Origin of the sequence: Arcobacter arenosus (assembly GCF_005771535.1) — a bacterium.
GTDB lineage: Bacteria > Campylobacterota > Campylobacteria > Campylobacterales > Arcobacteraceae > Halarcobacter > Halarcobacter arenosus.
Genome location: NZ_VANU01000002.1, coordinates 496239 through 515821 on the forward strand (window position 1 = coordinate 496239; position 19583 = coordinate 515821).

At 26.2% G+C, this 19583-nt stretch carries 18 protein-coding genes and 1 pseudogene; 5 read left to right on the plus strand and 14 right to left on the minus strand.

Annotated elements, in window-relative coordinates:
- Positions 1-1110 (plus strand): histidinol-phosphate transaminase, encoded by a 1110-nt coding sequence (hisC, locus tag FDK22_RS06990; RefSeq protein WP_138152189.1) that lies wholly within the window; start codon positions 1-3, stop codon positions 1108-1110.
- 13 nt (positions 1111-1123) lie between these two features.
- Positions 1124-2926 carry a 1-deoxy-D-xylulose-5-phosphate synthase gene (gene dxs / locus FDK22_RS06995; protein WP_138152190.1) on the plus strand — a complete coding sequence of 601 codons (1803 nt, stop codon included), beginning with the start codon at positions 1124-1126 and terminating at the stop codon, positions 2924-2926.
- 14 nt (positions 2927-2940) lie between these two features.
- Here dxs and FDK22_RS07000 read toward each other — a convergent pair whose 3' ends face one another.
- The 11 genes from FDK22_RS07000 to FDK22_RS07045 are packed head-to-tail and all read right to left on the minus strand — an operon-like array spanning position 2941 to position 14416.
- On the minus strand, positions 2941-4509 hold the full coding sequence (locus FDK22_RS07000) for a type II and III secretion system protein family protein (protein ID WP_138152191.1): 1569 nt from the start codon (positions 4507-4509) through the stop codon (positions 2941-2943).
- A 10-nt stretch (positions 4510-4519) separates the two neighbouring features.
- Positions 4520-4951 carry a hypothetical protein gene (locus tag FDK22_RS07005; RefSeq protein WP_138152192.1) on the minus strand — a complete coding sequence of 144 codons (432 nt, stop codon included), beginning with the start codon at positions 4949-4951 and terminating at the stop codon, positions 4520-4522.
- A 9-nt stretch (positions 4952-4960) separates the two neighbouring features.
- Positions 4961-6151: a CpaB family protein gene (locus tag FDK22_RS07010; protein WP_138152193.1), complete on the minus strand. Its 1191-nt coding sequence runs from the start codon at positions 6149-6151 to the stop codon at positions 4961-4963.
- 9 nt (positions 6152-6160) lie between these two features.
- Positions 6161-7003: a type II secretion system F family protein gene (locus tag FDK22_RS07015; protein WP_138152194.1), complete on the minus strand. Its 843-nt coding sequence runs from the start codon at positions 7001-7003 to the stop codon at positions 6161-6163.
- Positions 7003-7932, minus strand: a complete 930-nt coding sequence (locus FDK22_RS07020) for a type II secretion system F family protein (protein WP_138152195.1) — start codon at positions 7930-7932, stop codon at positions 7003-7005. The genes FDK22_RS07015 and FDK22_RS07020 overlap by 1 nt, the downstream gene beginning before the upstream one ends.
- A complete protein-coding gene (locus tag FDK22_RS07025) occupies positions 7933-9546 on the minus strand; it encodes a TadA family conjugal transfer-associated ATPase (RefSeq protein WP_138152196.1) in 1614 nt (537 codons plus the stop codon).
- Between the two features lie 2 nt (positions 9547-9548).
- A complete protein-coding gene (locus FDK22_RS07030; RefSeq protein ID WP_138152197.1) occupies positions 9549-11135 on the minus strand; it encodes a CpaE/TadZ family protein in 1587 nt (528 codons plus the stop codon).
- A gap of 8 nt (positions 11136-11143) precedes the next feature.
- Positions 11144-13570, minus strand: coding sequence for an Ig-like domain-containing protein (locus tag FDK22_RS07035; protein ID WP_138152198.1), 2427 nt, complete (start codon positions 13568-13570; stop codon positions 11144-11146).
- A 6-nt stretch (positions 13571-13576) separates the two neighbouring features.
- Positions 13577-14011: a prepilin peptidase gene (locus FDK22_RS07040; protein ID WP_138152199.1), complete on the minus strand. Its 435-nt coding sequence runs from the start codon at positions 14009-14011 to the stop codon at positions 13577-13579.
- Positions 14008-14166 carry a hypothetical protein gene (locus FDK22_RS15720; RefSeq protein ID WP_171012935.1) on the minus strand — a complete coding sequence of 53 codons (159 nt, stop codon included), beginning with the start codon at positions 14164-14166 and terminating at the stop codon, positions 14008-14010. Before FDK22_RS15720 ends, FDK22_RS07040 begins: the two co-directional genes overlap by 4 nt.
- 49 nt (positions 14167-14215) lie before the next feature.
- A complete protein-coding gene (locus FDK22_RS07045) occupies positions 14216-14416 on the minus strand; it encodes a hypothetical protein (protein WP_138152200.1) in 201 nt (66 codons plus the stop codon).
- Between the two features lie 258 nt (positions 14417-14674).
- Between FDK22_RS07045 and FDK22_RS07050 the strand changes: the two genes are divergently transcribed.
- From FDK22_RS07050 to FDK22_RS07060, 3 genes are read left to right on the plus strand one after another with little or no spacing between them, the layout of a single operon-like run.
- Positions 14675-16132, plus strand: coding sequence for a hypothetical protein (locus FDK22_RS07050; protein ID WP_138152201.1), 1458 nt, complete (start codon positions 14675-14677; stop codon positions 16130-16132).
- Positions 16129-17076 (plus strand): glycosyltransferase family 2 protein, encoded by a 948-nt coding sequence (locus tag FDK22_RS07055; RefSeq protein WP_138152202.1) that lies wholly within the window; start codon positions 16129-16131, stop codon positions 17074-17076. The genes FDK22_RS07050 and FDK22_RS07055 overlap by 4 nt, the downstream gene beginning before the upstream one ends.
- Positions 17060-17452 carry a GtrA family protein gene (locus FDK22_RS07060; protein WP_171012936.1) on the plus strand — a complete coding sequence of 131 codons (393 nt, stop codon included), beginning with the start codon at positions 17060-17062 and terminating at the stop codon, positions 17450-17452. The genes FDK22_RS07055 and FDK22_RS07060 overlap by 17 nt, the downstream gene beginning before the upstream one ends.
- Here the strand turns inward: FDK22_RS07060 and FDK22_RS07065 are convergent.
- The 3 genes and pseudogenes from FDK22_RS07065 to FDK22_RS15955 all read right to left on the minus strand — a co-directional run.
- A complete protein-coding gene (locus FDK22_RS07065) occupies positions 17417-18142 on the minus strand; it encodes a class I SAM-dependent methyltransferase (RefSeq protein WP_138152204.1) in 726 nt (241 codons plus the stop codon). The genes FDK22_RS07060 and FDK22_RS07065 overlap by 36 nt on opposite strands.
- The gene (locus FDK22_RS15820; RefSeq protein ID WP_228711648.1) at positions 18143-18421 is read right to left on the minus strand and encodes a hypothetical protein; all 279 of its coding nucleotides are present in this window, start codon (positions 18419-18421) and stop codon (positions 18143-18145) included.
- A 567-nt stretch (positions 18422-18988) separates the two neighbouring features.
- Positions 18989-19474 (minus strand): annotated as a pseudogene (locus FDK22_RS15955) (glycosyltransferase family 39 protein); the annotation flags it as partial.
- Between the last annotated feature and the right edge of the window lie 109 nt (positions 19475-19583).

Consider the following 19583-nt stretch of genomic DNA (forward strand, 5'->3'; position numbering starts at 1 on the left):
ATGAAATTTAATAAAGTTCTGGATAATTGTAAAATCTATGAAGCAGGAAAGCCAATTGAGCTTGTAGTTAGAGAATATGGAGTTGATACAAAAGATATTGTAAAGCTTGCTTCAAATGAGAATCCATATGGAACCTCACCAAAAGTAACTAAAAAAATTCAAGATATTTCAAAAAATATGTTTATGTATCCTGATGATTCAATGTATGAATTAAAAGAAGCTCTTGCTAATAAGTTTAAAGTTACTAGTGAAAACATTGTTATTGGTGCAGGAAGTGACCAAGTAATTGATTTTTTAGTAAAAGCAAAATGTGATGAAAATTCTAAAATTTTAATGAGCAAAACTACTTTTGCTATGTATGAAATTTATGGAAGACAAGCAGGTGCTGAAATTTTAAGAACACCGGATGATCAGCACAATTTAGAGCAATTTGAAGCTATGTATAAAGAACATGGTGCAGATATGATTTTCTTATGTTTGCCAAATAATCCACTTGGTGAGTGCTTGGATACAAAAGATGTCTATGAGTTTTTAGAAAAAATTGATAGTGAGACATTAGTTGTTGTTGATGGTGCTTATCAAGAATATGCGGCATTTAAAGATTCAAAAAAGAGAATTGATCCAGCTGATTTAATAAATAAATTCCCAAATACAGTTTATTTAGGAACATTCTCAAAAGCTTATGCTTTAGGTGGAATGAGAACTGGATATGGAATTGGTCAAGTTGATATTATAAAAACAATGTATAAATTAAGACCTCCATTTAATATTTCAACATTATCTCTTGCAGCTGCTATTGAGGCATTAAAAGATGAAGAGTTTGTAAATGAGTGCATAAAACTTAATTTTGATGAAATGAAAAGATATGAAGAGTATGCTTTAAATAAAGGTTTTTCATATATAGATAGTTATACAAATTTTATTACACTGAAATTTGAAGATAAATATATCTCTAAAGAAGTTGCTCAAAACTTACTTGAAAGAGGTATTATTATAAGAGATTTAACTTCTTATGGAGTTAATGCAATAAGAATTACAATTGGATCAGAAGAACAAAATACAAAAGTATTTAAAGTATTAGATGAAGTATTGGACGAACTAAAAAAATAAAGAGCTTAGGACTATGGAAATAAAAGAAAAGAGCCTTGACGAATTAGAAGTAATTTGTCAAGATATCAGAGATAGGATTATAGATGTTGTATCAAGAAAAGGTGGACACTTTTCTTCTACACTTGGTGCAGTTGAGTTAACTGTCGCAATGCATAAAGTTTTTGATGTAAAAAAAGATCCTTTTATCTATGATGTATCTCACCAATGTTATCCTCATAAATTAATAAATGATAGATGGGATGAATTTGAAACAATTAGACAATTTGATGGTTTAAGTGGTTTTACAAAGCCTAAAGAATCAAATGCTGACTATTTTGTAGCAGGGCATAGTTCAACTTCTATTTCCTTAGCAGTGGGTGCTGCAAAAGCTATAAAACTAAAGGGTGAAAATAGAATTCCTGTTGTTATGATAGGTGATGGTTCTATGACAGCAGGAATGGTATATGAAGCTTTAAATGAACTTGGGGACAAGAAATATCCAACTGTAATTATTTTAAATGATAATGAGATGTCAATAGCAAAACCTATTGGTGCAATTTCTAAATATTTATCAAAAATTTTAGCAGGAAAGTATTATCAAAGTTTCAAAGATAAAGTAGACAGATTTATTAAAAATAATATGCCAGAAGGGACTACTTATATAGCTAAAAGAATGGAAGAAGCTATGAAGCTTATTACTCCTGGAATACTATTTGAGGAGATGGGAGTTGATTATATCGGTCCTATTGATGGACATAATCTAGAAGAGATTATTGAAACCCTTGAAATTGCACGAGATATGAAAAAACCTGTTATTGTTCATGCTAGAACAGTTAAGGGAAAAGGTTATTCTCCTGCTGAAGGTCAACATGAATGTTGGCATGGGGTAGGGCCTTTTAATATTGATGATGGAAAATTTGTTAAGAAAAATGCCGCTAAATCTGCAACTGCAGTTTTTGCTGATGCCCTTTTAGATTTGGCAAAAAAACATGAGAATGTGGTTGGTGTAACTGCGGCAATGCCTAGTGGAACAGGAATTGATAAGCTAATGAAAGAGTTCCCAACTAGATTTTGGGATGTTGCTATTGCTGAACAACATGCAGTAACTTCAATGGCTGCAATGGCAAAAGAGGGATTTAAACCATTTATTACAATCTATTCTACTTTTTTACAAAGGGGCTTTGATCAAATTATTCATGATGTATGTTTAATGAATCTTCCTGTTGTATTTGCTATAGATAGAGCAGGGATTGTAGGAAATGATGGAGAAACACATCAAGGAGCTTTTGATATATCATATTTAAGATTTATTCCAAATATGATTCTTTGTGCTCCAAGAGATAATGAAACATTAAAATATGCGTTAGATTTTGCATATGAAGCACAAGGTCCTTGTGCTGTTAGATATCCTAGAGGTGCTTTTGGTGAATTAGAATTTAAATCAACACCTTTTACATTAGGACGAGCAGAACTTTTAAAAGAAGGAAGTTCTGATAAACTTTTTATTGCTTATGGTGCTGGTGTTACTAGAGCCTGTGAAACTGAAAAACTTCATGAAGAAGATATAGCAATTTTAGATTTAAGATTTGTAAAACCTTTAGATGAAGAAACTTTAAGAGAATTATCAAAGAAATATTCAAAATGGTATGTGTTTAGTGACTCACAAAAACAAGGTGGAGTAGGAAGTGCTATTTTAGAATTTTTAAATAAAGAAAAACTTTTTGTTGATGTTACATCATTTGAATATGAAGATGATTTTATTCCCCATGGAGATACAAAAAAGGTTGAAGAGAGTTTATTTTTAAACCCTTCTCAATTAGTAGAAAAAATTAACTAGTATTTATTTACTAGTTAATTTCTATAAAGTATTTCATTTACCCTTTTTCTATGCTTTTCTTCATCTGTTAGTTCAACTTTTTCTTCTTTTGTTTCTACTTTTTTAGTCGTTTCTGTAATCTCTTTTTCTTTTTTCTCATTATCATACTTTTCATCAGCCCATGAGACGCTATCTTTATATTTTGATGTATCTAATATTCTTTTTTTAGTTTTTAAAAAACTCTCAAATTGGTTATTTTCTGCAGGATCAATAATTTCAGGGGTTAAGAAAAATACAACTTCACTTTTACCTTCTTTAAATGAGTCACTTGAAAATAATTTACCAAGAACTGGAATATCTCCTAATAGAGGTATCTTACTTGAGTCAAAACTATTACTATTTGTAATTTGTCCGCCTAAAATAATAGTTGAACCATCTTTTGTAAGAATATTTGTTTTTACTTCATTTTTATTAAAACTTGGGATATCATTAACTGCATTTGTCCAGTCAAGAGTGGTATTACTTGTAGTAATTTCTAAATCAATATAGTTATTTCTCATCACATTTTTTGCTTTTATCTTTAGCTTAATACCATATTCAATCTCTTCATATCCAGAGTTAGTTGTAGTTGTTGTAGTTGTACTAACAGGAAGTCTAATACTACCACCTGCTAAAAATTCAGCTGCACCATCATCTGTTTCACTTAAGTTTTCTAATGTTAATAATGTAGATTCATTTAAAACGTTTGCAACTCCTTCTGATGATAAATAATTTAATACTAAAGATGTATTAAAGTATTTACCTAAATAATTTGCTGCACCAGTTAAACCACCAGTTAAACTAACTGCTTCAGCTATATATGTTTGCAAAGCTGTATCAAGTAAATCATTATATTGATCTCTTACTCCTGCATCAGGAACAGACCCTAGAGGGAAATTTCGAGTATATTCTCTATCATTTACTTCATCATATACTGTATAGGTTTGATAATTATTACTTGACAATGACCACCCATTTTTTAAATCAATTCCATCATCATTATTTATTTCAACAACATAAAGTTTAATTCTAATCATTTTAGATGGAGTAGAAGTTTCAATCATGTCAACAAGTTTTTCTTCAAGACTTATGCCAGATTTTTTAAATATATCTAAGACCTTATCTTTTTCTCTGTAATCTTTTACATATCCTTTTAATATAATTGTATCATTTGCTTGTTCTATTATAAGTTCAGGATATGTGGTTTTAACAATAGAGATTATAGTGTCTAAATTTTGCATAATACTAAAATTTACTTGTATAGTTCGTCCACTTTCTAGTTCAACAATTGCACTTTCATTACTTATATTTTTCCCTAAAACTTTTAACATTTTCAATGGAGAATGATCAGTGTCTATAAATTCTGCTCTAATATTTTCACTATTAGTTAATTGTATACCTTTAATTCTTTCATCAAAAATTAAAGTCCGGTAGTTATTTAATGGTAAATATATAGTTTTATTTTCAAAATCTTTTTGATATATTTTTTTATCATCTATATCATAGGCATTAAGTGATATTAAAGTTATCATTAAAAGTATGATATATTTAAAAATATTGGTCATTTTTTCTCTCCTAATTATTTATAGTAACTGATAAATCACATGTTATTGTGTCTCCAGTTCCATCTTGATTAAAAACTACTCTTTTACTGAATAGTTGTCCATTGTAAAAATATAAATTATTATTTGTAGCTGTCACATTGAAAATAACCTTATATTCATTATCATTATTTGTATTACATATTGTAGATGTATCTGCATTTATATTACTAAAGTTTCTTGATTTAATATCATTCATTCTGTCAGACAAATCATCTCCAATACCATTTACTGCAACATAGTTTGAACCAAAATCAGCTATTGCATCCATCGTATCTTTCGCTCTAATTATTACAGTATAGTTTATAACAAAGAAAAAAATTGAGGCAAACATTGCAAAAAGTACTATCCAAACGAGTATATTTTCGATAGCAGCTTTTTTCATGTTAGTCGTTTTATTTTCCATATAATCTTCTTATTTTAATTTTATATATTCGTCATAAGATGTAATAACTACATCTTCGCTATTTATATAACTATCATCACAAATTAAATACCATGAAGGATTAATTTTAGATACACTTTTATATGCAACAACATAGTTCTTGTATAAAGTTTTGTGTGTCTTAGCTTTATGTGAAGGTTTTTTCTTTAGTTTTGTACTATTTGAAACTACCATCAACAGTTTATCTTTTTTAGAACATTCTTGTGCATAATTTGAAATAATTTTAGCTTTTTTTGTTTCTTGCAATTCTTTATTATTTGCATAAGAAATTGTTGCAGTTTTTGTTGATACTTCATTTTTAGGTTGATACCATTTAACTGGATAATATTTCTTTTTAGGAATATATTTCTTTTTAGCTTTTTTAGCTACAACAATCTCTTTTATTTTCTTTTCTTCATTTTTCTTTTCAGCATCTTTATCTGATTCTTCTTCAAGTTTTGATTTTACCATCCAAAGTTGTTTACCATTTATATTTTTACCTTTATAATAATGTTCAATTAAAGAGATTAAGGTGTCTTGTTTGATATCTAATATTATTTCGTCCGCTTTTATGTCAACTATTTCTTCAACTTGCTGTTTTTTCTCGATTTTTTTAATTTTTTTCTTAATTATACTTTTGTCAGAGGGATATCCATCTCTCATAAAACCAACTACTCTAATATTTTTTGCAATATATTGTACTTGAAAATCATTATTTTCTCTATTTAAACTTGAAGGGTATACAGTAATAATTTTTATTATATCATCTGGTTGTAATGAGTAGTTTGGATTTTGAAAAAGATCTAAAGACATATTGTAACTATTATATTTATAGTTAAAATCTTTATTGACTTTTTTCTTCTCAATTTTTTCAGTTAACTTTTCTTTTAAAAATGCTTCATTTTTGTATATTGGTTCTTTTGCAAATTTTCCTATAATCTCTTTTTCAAGTAGGGGTTTTGTTAAAAGAAATTGTCTTGCTATTGTTGTTTGTACGATATGTTTTTTTTCTATTAACGTATCCTTTGGAATATTTTCTTTTGCAACATATATAACAACTAACTGATTATTTTTTTTGATAGTTTCTTGACTTTGATTATAAAAATATACTGAGATTGCTATTGCAGATAATAGCATTGAAAGTAATATTAATATAATCGCTAACTGTTTGTCAAATTTCATTTTTTCCCTTTACATACCGAATTCTAATTTTCCTGCCATCATAGGGAATATTATAAACGCTCCCAATGAAGGTAATACAAAAATAAAAATAATAACCATTAAATACATATTTAATGTATTAACTTTACCCTTTATTTTATAAAACTTTTCTTGTCTCATCTCATCAGATTGTGTAGAAAAAATATTTTTTACACCAATCCCTGCTTCTTCACTTAAAATTAAAAAGTCAACTATTTTTGCTACATCTTCAGAATCAACTCTTTTTTTTAGATTTTCATAAGCTTTTTTAGTGGAATAATTTGTCATTTCATATTCAAGAATTGCTATTTCCTTTAGTAATTCTTCATCTAATATTCCATTTGCTCTTGTTGAAACAGTAAAAAAGGCATTTTTTAGTCCTCCTCCAGATTCTAATATTACATTAATTAAATCTAAAAAAACACCCAAGTCATTATTGATTTTCTCAATTCTTTCAGATTTTGCAATATATAGATACAAAGGACCCCCAAATATTACAAGTAAAACACCAACTAAAATTCCTATCATTCCTATATTTATATTAAAAAGTATTGGAGCTGCAATACCAATTATTAAGCCAATGAGTGAAAATACTAGTTTTCCTTCATTGTATTCCTTTTTTGTTAATCCTGCTTGTATTAATTTAAAAAATAAATCCTTCTCTTGAACTTCTGATGAATCTTCTTTTATAGTTTTTTGTTGGTCAACTATTGCTAAAGTATCAAGTTTTGATAGTTTTACAATTTGTTTTTTTTGACTTTTATTATCATAAAAATACCAAACTAATAAAAAAATAATAATAATTAAAATAGGTGAAAAGTATATTAAACTCATTATTTTACCTTTGTTAATAAATTATTTACAAAAAGGCCAAATCCAACCCAAACTGCTATAAAAAATATTTGAATTTGACCTTCTGTAGTACCAAAAAAATGTTCGTCGAGTACTCCATCCATAGTTTGATCAAGCATTTCATAAATAAAAATAACTATCCCAATAATCATATAACTACCAACTTTTATCTCTTTTGTAGAAGCAGTAATCTCTTGTTTAATCTCGCCTTGGTCATGTAGTGTTTTTCTTAATTTTTCTAAAGTATTTGAAAATTTACCACCTGATTGTCTACCAATTGATATTGTTAAGTAAAAAATTCTTAATTCTTTTGATTCAACCATCTTGAACATTTTTTCAAAAGATTTTTCTTCTCCTATAATATCTTTTTCTACTAAATAAATATTAAATACTTCTTTTGTAAATTTTGACTTTGTAGTTGCAACAGATTTTCTTAAGGCCTGTTCAAATCCTACACCACTTTTCATCATACTTGTTACTTTATCAATTATAACTTTAAGTCCAAAGTTGAATTCTTCAAGTCTAAAATCTATAATTTTCTTTAAAATTAGTAATGGGAAAAAACTGAATAATATGAAACTTATAACAAACACAACAGGATTTGTAATAGCAAAGTTTACAAATGTTGCAGCTAAAAAACCAAAAGCTATAGATATAATTATAAAAACAGTTTCTGAAAATGAAGAAGGATAACCTGCATAAGCTAGTTTCCTTCCTAACCAATTTCTTTCTTTTTTTGAAAAGGCATTTCTTTTCTTTGAATCTTCTAAAATCTCATTATTGTCTTTTTTTAGTTTATTAATTATTTTATTTTTTTTATTATAATTTAATGAAAAATTGTAAATTAAAATTATTAATGATATTAATAAAATAGGGATAATTATAATTGGTATTAAGATATTTAAACCCACTTATATTTCCCTTTGGATTTTTTGGAAATGTGGCCATTTATGAAATATTTGAGGGTCTTGGTAAAGAAAAATATCAATAAATTCATCTTTCCATCCACACATTTTATCTGGTAAATCTTTTTCTAATTCATCAATTAGCATCGATTTTGGCATTTCATATTCTTTGTTAAAAATTGTTGTGTCAATATCTACCCCAAACATATTCATTTGAGTAATTGTTCTTGATGGTGTTGATACAACTTCAAATTTACCTTTTGTTTTTGTCATATCACTTGTATCTCTTTTAAATTCAAAGATATTATTTAATGAAATAACTGAATTATCTTCAATTCTTCTTTCTACTTCAGAGATTGTAATAACTTTTCTTGTACCATCAGGGAACCTTACAAGTTGTAAAATTATATCAACTGCTGAAACAATTTGAGCTCTAATAAAGTTTATATTTGCACTAGGTCTTGCTTCTAAATACATATTTTCAATTCTTACTAAGGCTTCTTTTGTATTATCGGCGTGAACTGTTGTCATAGATCCTGGGTGTCCTGTGTTCATTGCATTAAGCATAACAACAATCTCAGCCCCTCTACACTCTCCAACGATGATTCTTCTTGGAGAAGATCTTAATGCAGAACGAAGTAAAAAATCTAAGGGTATTGCACCTTTACCCTCTTCATTCGCCATTCTAGCTTCATATTGTCTAATTGAGTGACATGGCATTTGAGGTTTCATCTCTTTAGTATCCTCAATTACCATTAATTGTTCATTTTCATCAATAAATCTAGTCATTGCATTAAGAAAGGTTGTTTTACCACTTGAAGTACCACCTGAAACAATGATATTACATTTTCCTTTAGCTACTTTTAGTAAAAAGTATGCCATCTTATAATCCATTTGTCCTGAATCAATTAAAAATTCTAAAAGTAGTGGAAGATCATTAAATTTTCTTATTGTTACACAACTTCCATCATTTGCAGCAATTGGAGGAATTTGTACTTCAACCCTAGAACCATCTTTTAATTTACTTGACATAATAGGATGGGCTTCATCAATTTTTCTATTGTTTTCAGCAAGCATTTTATCAATTACTTTTCTTAGTTCATCTTCACTTCTAAAGGTAAATGGTGTTTGAACAGTTTTACCTTTATAAATAATATCAATATAGTCTTTTGTATTTACAATAACATCATTTAATCCATCTTTTGCAATATTAAATAATGCAGTTATAGGACCATATCCAATTACATTATTTATAATAAACTCTTTAATCTCTTCTAAAGTATTTTTAGAAAGTTTTGATGTTTGTTTGAATGATAAAATAAATTCTGGTAAAACTTCTTCAAGTGAATCTCTCGTTAATTTTTTATCAGATTTTAGATTAATCATGAAATTGTCATTTATTTCATAGGCTAATTCTAACAGTTTTGAATCTAGGTATAGTTTTGGGAATATTAAACCTGTTTCTTTTGTTTTCTTTTTTACTTTTTCAATTTTTTCTTTTGTTAAAATTTCTTCATAAGCTTTTTTATCATTTTCTTCTTCAACATCATAAGAAAAAGATTGCTTTTTTATCTCTTTTTTTTGTTCTTCATCTGCAATAAGTAATCTTAGGTTTCTCAATTTTAATCCTTATTTAAAAAAGAAAATAAACTTTTTTTATTGGTAGGCTTTTTTGTAGAATTACCTATGTATTCTTTTTGTCTTAATATGTCTTCTAATGTTTTTATAAAAATTGAATCTTTTGAAATTTGAGAAGCTAATTCACAATAGTTCCAACATTTACCTAGAGTTTGGTAGTCATTTGGTATTTTTAAATACATTAACTTATCTTCTTTAGAACTAGTATTCATAATAGAATCAAAATCTGAAGATGAAATTTCATTTAGTGAGTTAACTCTATTTACTACAAAACTAACCTTATCTTTAAGTCCTGCCCTTTTCATAAGCGAATAAAATGTTTTTAATTTACTTACATGAGGGAGTGTCATTTCTGTTAATATCCAAATTTCATTAACTAAGTCATATATGGTACTTTTTAAACTTGATGCGTCAGCTGTTCCTGTATCAATAATAATATAGTTAAAATGATCGCTGGTTTTCAGTATGTAATCAAGCATTTTTTCAATGAAGTTATCTTTTTCTAGTAAATCTTTATCGATATGTTTTTGAATTCCATTTATTGAATAAAAATTTTCTCTCACTTTTTCCATTCCTAATTCTAAGTTCTTCTTTAAATTAAAATCCCCATAATTTACTAAGTCAATTATTGTTTCATTAGGAATTGGATTTTGTGTAAGAAATAGATTACTAATAGCTTTTGTTGTAGAAAGATCTATATACAAAACATTTTTATTAGGATTGTTTTTTGCAATTAAATCTGCAGCATTCATAGAAATTGTTGTCGCTCCAATCCCCCCTGATACTCCTCCAACTGCAATTATTTTATTATCATTTTTATTTTTATTTATAAGTTTATATTTTGTATCAAGAATTATGTTTTTTATTCTTTCTGGTGAAAATTCATCAATAGATATATAATTTTCAATATTTAGTTTTCCACATGTAAGTGAAAGATGATGATCATTTGGACCAATTACAATAACGAATTCATTAAAGCTTCTTAAAATCTCTTCATCGTCTTTAATTAAATCATTATTTTGAACTGTATAAATGATTATATTTTTAGAATTCTTTTTATTTAGTTTATCAGAAATTTTCATTACATCATGTGTTGTAGTAATTTCAGCATTTAAAAGAATATCCAGATTTGTTTCAAGTTTATTAGCAAATTTAACTGTATTTTTATCAGTAACTATAAAAATATTTAATGGAGTGTTTTGAGATAATAAATCTTTTTCTATTTCAAAAATCTTTCTTAAAGCTAATTTAGATTTTTTTAAAAGTTCTCTTAATACAGATCTGTACCAAATTTTTTTATTGAAAGTGATTTTACCAAAAATAACATCGCCATCTTTTAAAATAATAGAATATCTATTATTTATAAAATTAATATCATCATCGATAATATCATATCCATCTATAGTAAAGCCATAAACAAAATTATTATATTTGAAATCATATTTCATAAATGTCAATTTCTGAATATTTGAAATTAGTACAAAAAGTTGTAAAATTTCTATAACATTTTCTCTTCGTATTTCTAATGCTGCTTGTATATTTGAATATTCTTGATATTGTTTATAATCCATTTTTTCCCTTATTGTCTTTCAAGTTTTATATAATCTATATATACTGTTTCATTAGACCTACTTGCGTAGTTGTCGAAAAACACTACAACCCAACCATCATCATCAGTTATGAAATTTGTTGTTCTATAAGTATATTCTTTTCCACCACTAGGTGCTTCATATAAATCAGCTATTTTATCAAAATTATTTATAGATAACATTGTTCTATCGTTCCAATCCCAAGGATTTGATGTTTCATAGTAGAAAGTAATTTGGATTTTTGTATTTGCACAACTCGACCCAAAATCTAAAGCTCGATAAACATATTCCATTCTTGGTATAAACAATCTTCCATTATCTCTTTTTGCAACAAAGTCATTATATCCATCACCACCTCTCCATTCTTCACTGTCAGAATTGAATGTAAAGTCAAAAGTTTTACAACCTCCTGTTGGATCTTGTACTACGATAGTAAAGTTATAAGTGATAATCGCACCTGCTGTTGTTACTTTTACACTAAATGTATCAGTTCCTACAAATGTAATTATAGGAGTATATGTAAGTAAACCTGTAGCTGCATCAACAATTAAAGTACCATTTGATGGATTTTTAATTATATCATATGTAGCTGAAGTAGGTAGGTTATAAGAATAACTTTCATTATTAAATATTGATGCATTAATATCTGTTGAACTAGTTGAAATAGTAACTTCAATATCAAATGCAGGTAAAGAAGCAGTACCACCTCTACCATCATCAACTGTTATAATTATATTTGAATAAATTCCAATATCAGCAGTTGAGGGTGTTCCACTTAAAGTTCCTGTTGTTGTATCAAAAGAAGCCCAAGATGGTTTATTTTGAATAGTAAAAGTTAATGTATCATTGTCTACATCAATTGCAGTAGGTGTAAAAGAATATGTTGAACCAGCTTGTATTGTTTCAGGTGGTGTTCCAGAAATTGTAGGTGGATCATTAACTTCTGTTACTGTGAAGCTACAAGTATCAGTGTCTGATGAACCATTATTATCGATAATAGTCATAGTAAGTGTAACAGTTTCATTTAATCCTGTATAATAATTTGCTTCAGGAGTATATGTTATTGTTCCATTTTCAGCATCAGGCGTATTTATTATTGCAGTACCAACAGTCACACTGACATTTTTTGATTCTACAGTACCATCAGAATCTGTGGCAGTCCAAGTTATTGCACTAGTAGGTGTATCCTCCATAATTGAATTAGGACAAGTTAATGTTAGTGTTGGAGGATCATTATTTATACAATAGTTTTGATTAAAAACGATTCTTCTAGTAGCTAAGTCAACATCATAGTTATCAGTACCATCAGTATTTGGAATAATAACTTGAGTTGCATCTAGGTATACATCGTTGTAGTCATCATCACCTTGATCCCAATCTTCCATTCCATATTTATATTGGCCATTTGGATCAGTTTTACAATCAATAATATCATTTGTTAAATCTTGATCATTATTTCTTTCTTTTTTTATATCATTAAATTCATCAGATTTGCAATAATTATTAATAAATCCATTATATGTACTATTACTGTTTTTACCTTCCACTGGATCTACATATTTATCGTAAAGATCAACTACATTTTTAGGAATAACATGAACGAATGTATCACCATTATTTAATTCATCTTGTTGAAAGTGAATTTTTTGACTATATTTTGTAGTACCACCAATATTAACAGTGTGTGTATTAGTTGTAGTATTTTCACAATGTGAAGGAGATATATTAATAATATCATCTTTATTTGCATAAGGAAAGTTATTTCCCCCATTTGGAATAATAAAAAAGTATGTTGGAGGAGATGAAATATCTTCTGCTAATTTATCTCCTACAGAATAATTGTCTTGCGCATCAATTAATACTCTAGTATTTGTAACGCAGTTATTGTTATCAAGTTGGTAAGTTCCAACCATATTATCATTTCCACTTATTCCTCCCCCATAACTCATAGTAAGAGTAAAAGGTGGAGTAACTGATTGTATTGTATTTATTGGGCCTATTGAAAAAGAATCTTTATCAAAAAATTTATACCAAAAATTTTTATGGGAATAGTTTGAAATATTTACAATTACAGTATCTGGATGATTGTCACCTACTCCTCCACTATCATTAACAAGGGGTAAATAATCATAATAATCATAAGTAAATGAGATTTCACCTGTGTTTTTAAGTTTTATAAGTTCTTGACCGAGTTTTGTTGAATCTAATATATCTTCAGCTTTTTGTTTTGCCCAACACATATTATTAGTCTCTTCAAAACCTTTAACCATTGTATTTGCAGTTTGATAAGCTATTTCTTTTATGTTTGTAGCTTTATTTCTAGCACTAATTTCATCACCAACTGTAGCCATAAAAGTAATTGTTGCAAAGACAAGAATAAAACCTAACAAAAATTGTTCAATAACTGCTTTTTTCATATTCCTTTACCTCATATAAAGCCCCATTAAATCTATTAATTGACTTATCATTACTGCTAAAAATATTGCTGGTGCCATTGGTGCTACTCTTCGTTTTTTAATCTTCTGAAAATATAGTAAAAATAATGTTTGACAAATACCAGAAATAATTAAAAAAAGTGGGAATAACATAGGCTCTAAAAATAAAGCCACAACCATTATATATTTTATGTCTCCACCACCTAATATAGCTTTAGGCATAGCTATTAATATTATAACAAAAAAAATTAAAATTGCAAATGAAATTGCTATTGAATAAAGATTTAACTTATTTTCTAATAAACCAAATATAATTAAGAAAATAATTAAAGTGAGAATAGTAATATTTGGAATTTTGTATTTAGTACAATCAGTATATGATAGGAGTAGGGAAAAAATATAAAATGATATATAGAATATCATTTTATATTATCTTGTATATTTTTTGTTGCTTTATTTACCTGCTCTGTAGTATTTGTTCTTATTTTAGACTCTTCATCAACATACCATCTTTGAATTCCAAAAAAAGCACCAACACTTAATAACACAAGTAGTAAGCTTATTAGTATTCTATCCATATATAATTTGATATGGAAAGTTATGTTAACCTTCCATATATACTAACTTTTACTTATTACCACTTGCATCAGATGTTACGTTAGTAATTACTGTTGCTGCTGAAGTTTGTAGAGAATCTTTTTGACCTGTAACCCATGATTGTAAACCTACAACTGCTCCAACTCCAACAATTACTAATAATAATGTTACAATGATTTTATCCATTGCACCTTTTTCAGATTTTAATCTTCTTTTTAAGAATTCTAACATTTTTTATATCCTTACTGTAATTTTTTTAAATTATAACACATAAATTACTTTTTTAAACTGAAATATAGCTTTAAATTAATTATTTATTGTATAAAAAATGTTTTTTATTTTTTTTGTAATCATACAGTAACTTATTTATGGGATCTATTGTTTATTTGTAGTTATATTTTTCAATTATTAATTAATAAAAAATGATAATTTTTAGAATTTAAGAAATGTTTAGTAATATATTCTATAACAATATGTTAATATACGATTATGACAAATAAAAGTTTTTTTTCACCTTATTTACATTATTTAATTTACACTTTTAGTGCAATTGTTTTTGCTTTGTTTTTAGGTGTAAGTGCCTTTGATGATGGATTAAGGCATATATCTTTTGCTCTTAATAAAGATATTTTGGAATCATGGGGCAATGTATTTCCTCATTCTTTATTTAGTGAGTATGATCCATGGTTTGGCTGGCATTTTTTATTAAATAAGTTGTTATATTTTTTCTCAAAAGAAGAAACTCAAATAGTTGTAAACTTTTTAGGTTTATTTTTGTTTATGATTTTAATTGACAAATTTATAAGAGAATATGTTAAATATAAACTAGACTCATTTACATATATAATAGTTTTCATAATTGTAGTTTTAACTTCTTATAGATATGTTATGGTTAGACCAGATATGTTATCAGGTTTCTATATAATGTTAATGCTTTTAGTAAGGAATAAGTTTCTTCCAGCTTTATTTATAACAATAATTTATGGTCCTTTTTATTATCTGTTTTTCTTATATACTGGTTCAATAGGTTTAGTATATTTAATACAACAAAAGTGGAAATCATTTATTGGTACTATATTAGGAACTTTAATAACTTTTATATTTTTCTTTGTGGATGATTTTGATGGTTATACTAATACTGTTTATAATGTTTTAATTGATCAAAAATTAAGAATGGGATTAGAAGTCTCAGAGGGAAGACCAATTTTTGATTTTTTAACAAATTTAAACTATTTTATACTATTACCTATTTTTTTAATAGGTTCTTTTCTTTTAATTTATAAAAATTATAAATATTTTAAATCAAATACACTAGCAACATTTTTGTTAATAACTTCAATTTTATGGATGAATCAATATCGATACTATCATCTTTTTTTACCTTTGATATTTGTATATTTAATTTCAATTATTTTTAATTCTAGAAAAAAATATGTTTTTTATTATTTGAGGAAGTATCAAGTTTTAATTAAAAGATTTTTTTCTTACTCAAAAGGGAAAAAAATATTTTTTATAATAGCTTTACCTTATAGCATATTTATTTTAGGTTATATGTTTTCAAATCAAACTAGCAAAGAATCTATTGAAAGGGGAAATATTTTTATAGAAAAAAGATTTAATAATAAAGTTATTTTATCAAATATAATGAATTTAGATATGTATTCTGGTTTATATCACAATCCAACAATAAAAGTTGTCCCAAGTTGTAGTATTGGTTGGTTTTATCATGAAAATAAAGATTTAAAAGAAATTTATGTAAAGATGATGAAACTTGAGGGGATAACAGAAGAAGAGTTAAAACGTTTGGTTGATGCAACAAATGCAGATTATTATTTACATTATTTTAATCGTTCAAAAAGAGTTTTAAGTATAACGAAATTAAAAGAGCTAGGTATTGAACCAAATGAGATATATGTAAATAAAATTTTATTTAAAGTAAAAAAATGAATAAAAGTATAGCAATAATAATACCTGCATATAATGAGGAAAAAACAATTAAAGAAACTATTCTTAGTTTTTTTAGAGAACTTCCTGAATCTACAATTATTGTTGTTAATAATAATTCTACTGATAATACTAAACAAATATCTTTAGAAACATTTAAAAATAATGGTATTGATGGAATTTTATTAAATGAATTTAGACAAGGTAAAGCTAATGCTATTAGGAAAGCCTTTAAAGAAGTTGATGCTGATATTTATGTGATGGTAGATGCAGATATGACATATCCTGCATCAAAAGTTCATGAATTAATCAATCCAATAATTAATGAAAATATCGATATGTGTATTGGAGATAGGATTACTAAAGGTGACTATAAAAAAGAAAATAAAAGAGCTTTTCATAATTTTGGAAACAAGCTAGTACAAAATCTTGTAAATAAACTTTTTAATTCAAATATCATCGATATCATGAGTGGCTATAGAAGTTTTAGTAAAAGATTTGTTAAAAATTATCCAATTTTAGTGGAAGGTTTTGAACTAGAGACTGATATGACACTACATGCTTTGGATAAAAGATTTAATATAAGAGAGATAGATATCTCTTATAAAGATAGACCTGATGGAAGTGAGTCTAAGCTTGATACTTTTAATGATGGATTTAAAGTTTTAGTGACGATTTTTAAGATTTTTAGATATTTTAAACCATTTGTATTTTTTAGTTTTTTAGCTTTATTCTTTATGTTGTTATCTTTATTAAGTGGAATACCTGTAATTAATGATTGGTTGTCATATCAATATATTTATCATGTGCCATTAGCTATTTTAGCAACTGGATTAGGGTTAATAAGTATTATCTTGTTTGCTGTAGGAATTATTTTAGATTCAATATCCTATCAAAATAAATTAGAGTTTGAACAAAGATTGATTGAATTTGAAACAAATAATTAAATTTGGAATAATTGGCACTATAGGCTTTTGTGTAGATGCATCTGTCTTAGTAATTGGAGTTAATCTATTTTTATTTTCTATAGAAAGTTCAAGACTAATCTCTTTTTTATGTGCAGTTTTTGTTACATGGCTTTTAAATAGAACTTTTACGTTTTCAAGAAATCAGGCTTTTTCTAAAAGGAAAGAATATATCTTATATTTAATTATACAATCAATTGGAGCTTTCTTAAACTATGGAATTTTTATGATGTTAATCTATCTTAATGGTTTTTTTGAAAAATATTTAATTGTAAGTTTGGGAATTTCTGCATTAGTGGCAATGTTTTTTAATTTTTTTATGTTAAGAAGATTTGTTTTTAAAACTTGCGAATATTGAAGAACCAAATTTAAATGATATTAATCTTAATAAGTACTTCTCAAATCTAAATATTTGAAAAAGTATAAAGTTTACAATTTTATTGGGTGTTTTATAGCCAAGTGAATTTTCTTTGGGATATATTTTATCTATAAATCTTGCTATAACAATGGCAGGAAACAAAAGTGTGTTAAAGTATGTTTTTTCATATATTTCAAATTTATTTTTAACTAGAGATTCAATCTTACTTAGGGTATATCTTCTTTTATGGTGTAAAAATTTATCATGAGTACTATATAGCCAAGTATATGCAGGAACAGTGATTATTAAGATTCCATCTTTAGTTAGCATTTTTTTTATCTGCTCTAAAGCTACAATATCATTTTCAATATGTTCTAAAACATCAAACATACAAATTAAATCAAACTTATTTTCAAACGGGTTTTCTATTGGAAAAGAGGCTTTTTTTATTTGAATATTATGTTTTGAAGAAATTTCAATAGCATAATCATCCATCTCTATTGCATAAACTTTGCCATATTTTTTTAGCATAGGAATATTACCACCCGTACCACAACCAATTTCAAGAATAGTTGAATCTTTTTTAATATTGAGTTTATTAAGTTTTTCTCTTATAATCTCTCTTCTTGCTTTAAACCACCAATGATTTTTTTCTTGATTTTGAATATCTTTATATGCAAATGATTCCATTTATTTCCTACTTTTAGCTCTTTTTAGTAAGTTTTTACACTCAGGATATTCTTTTTTATATGAAAAAAGTACAGCTTCTGTTGATTCAAATTTTGTTCTTTTTATTAATTTAAAATCTGGATTATCTTTAACATCAAAAAGATTTAATATATCATCCTGACTTTTAAATGTAGGAGAATAATATGAATATATTAGCCAAAAACATTTTGGTAAATTTTCTGACTTTTTTTGGTCTTCAAATGTAAAATCATCAATAATTTTTAAATTTAACCCCAACATATCTGAATATACTTGAAAATGATTTATATTATGTCCATTATGCCCATTTTCTTTTATAAGTTCATAAATTGGAACTTTATTAAATTTATTTATGTAAAAGAGTACTTCTCTAAATTGGGGTTTTATTATTTTTGTTTTTGAAAATACATATAGTTGGTTAAAAATAAAAAATAAAAAAACTATACTAAATAAAAGTTTAATAGTAGAATTAGTCTTAGAAAGACCATAAAAACTAATAATATAAATCGGTAATATTAATATTACAGAGTACCTCAAATTTACTAATGGAGTAAAACTTAAGCTTATAAAATAAGGTAAAAAAATTCCTAAAACTATCCAAAAAAGAAGAAATGAAAGTTGAAGCTTTTGTTCTTTTTTTAAATCATTAAAAGTTATAAAATAAATAGTAAATAAAAACCCTATTATTATAAAGCTGAGTATATTAATTTTGAAATAATATACCATATAATTAAAAAAATAAAATATTGAAGGTGAATCAATCCACCAAAATTTATCTCCTTTTGTGGCAAGAAAAATGTATTTTATAAGAGGTAAGGATATAATTATTAAAAAAATAATTGTTTTTATCGTATCTTTTAAGAGTTTTTTTCTATTTGTTTCAAAATATATTAAATAGAAAATCAGAAAAATTAGTTGTGAAGCTAAAAAAATAAAACTATAATAATGTGTATATATCCATAAAGATGAACTTATCCAGTAAAATATTAAATTTTTAAAATCTTTTTTTATAAGGTATTTATAGAAAAATAAAAATGACAATATCGAAAAAAGCATATAAAGTTGATAATATCTTACTTCTTGAGAAAGCAAAATTAAAAAAATATTTGTAGAGATTAAAAGGGAAATAAAAAGGGACTCTTTTTTATTCAAAAATTCTTTAGATAAATAATATGAACTTATTATTACAAATAATCCAATTAGTGAGGAAAAAGATCTTCCTGAAAATTCATTTAAGCCAAATATTTTATACCAAAACCATAATAAAGCTTGATAAAGTGGCGGGTGCACATCTTCTAAAGTTAGAGTTAACATTTGGCTAAAACTATTTTTAGGGTGACTAAAGGCTACACTAAAAAGTTCATCTAGCCAATAACTGCCTATTGTAATATTTGACAAACGAAGAAAAAGTCCCAAAAGAGTT

Coding starts and splice junctions, on each gene's coding strand:
- FDK22_RS07035 (WP_138152198.1), bottom strand. CDS start 13,570: ATGAAAAAAGCAGTTATTGAACAATTTTTGTTAGGTTTTATTCTTGTC.
- FDK22_RS07010 (WP_138152193.1), bottom strand. CDS start 6,151: ATGAAATTTGACAAACAGTTAGCGATTATATTAATATTACTTTCAATG.
- FDK22_RS07065 (WP_138152204.1), bottom strand. CDS start 18,142: ATGGAATCATTTGCATATAAAGATATTCAAAATCAAGAAAAAAATCAT.
- FDK22_RS15820 (WP_228711648.1), bottom strand. CDS start 18,421: ATGTTGGGGTTAAATTTAAAAATTATTGATGATTTTACATTTGAAGAC.
- FDK22_RS07045 (WP_138152200.1), bottom strand. CDS start 14,416: ATGTTAGAATTCTTAAAAAGAAGATTAAAATCTGAAAAAGGTGCAATG.
- FDK22_RS15720 (WP_171012935.1), bottom strand. CDS start 14,166: ATGGATAGAATACTAATAAGCTTACTACTTGTGTTATTAAGTGTTGGT.
- FDK22_RS07005 (WP_138152192.1), bottom strand. CDS start 4,951: ATGGAAAATAAAACGACTAACATGAAAAAAGCTGCTATCGAAAATATA.
- FDK22_RS07040 (WP_138152199.1), bottom strand. CDS start 14,011: ATGATATTCTATATATCATTTTATATTTTTTCCCTACTCCTATCATAT.
- FDK22_RS07050 (WP_138152201.1), top strand. CDS start 14,675: ATGACAAATAAAAGTTTTTTTTCACCTTATTTACATTATTTAATTTAC.
- FDK22_RS07055 (WP_138152202.1), top strand. CDS start 16,129: ATGAATAAAAGTATAGCAATAATAATACCTGCATATAATGAGGAAAAA.
- FDK22_RS07030 (WP_138152197.1), bottom strand. CDS start 11,135: ATGGATTATAAACAATATCAAGAATATTCAAATATACAAGCAGCATTA.
- dxs (WP_138152190.1), top strand. CDS start 1,124: ATGGAAATAAAAGAAAAGAGCCTTGACGAATTAGAAGTAATTTGTCAA.
- FDK22_RS07000 (WP_138152191.1), bottom strand. CDS start 4,509: ATGACCAATATTTTTAAATATATCATACTTTTAATGATAACTTTAATA.
- FDK22_RS07015 (WP_138152194.1), bottom strand. CDS start 7,003: ATGAGTTTAATATACTTTTCACCTATTTTAATTATTATTATTTTTTTA.
- hisC (WP_138152189.1), top strand. CDS start 1: ATGAAATTTAATAAAGTTCTGGATAATTGTAAAATCTATGAAGCAGGA.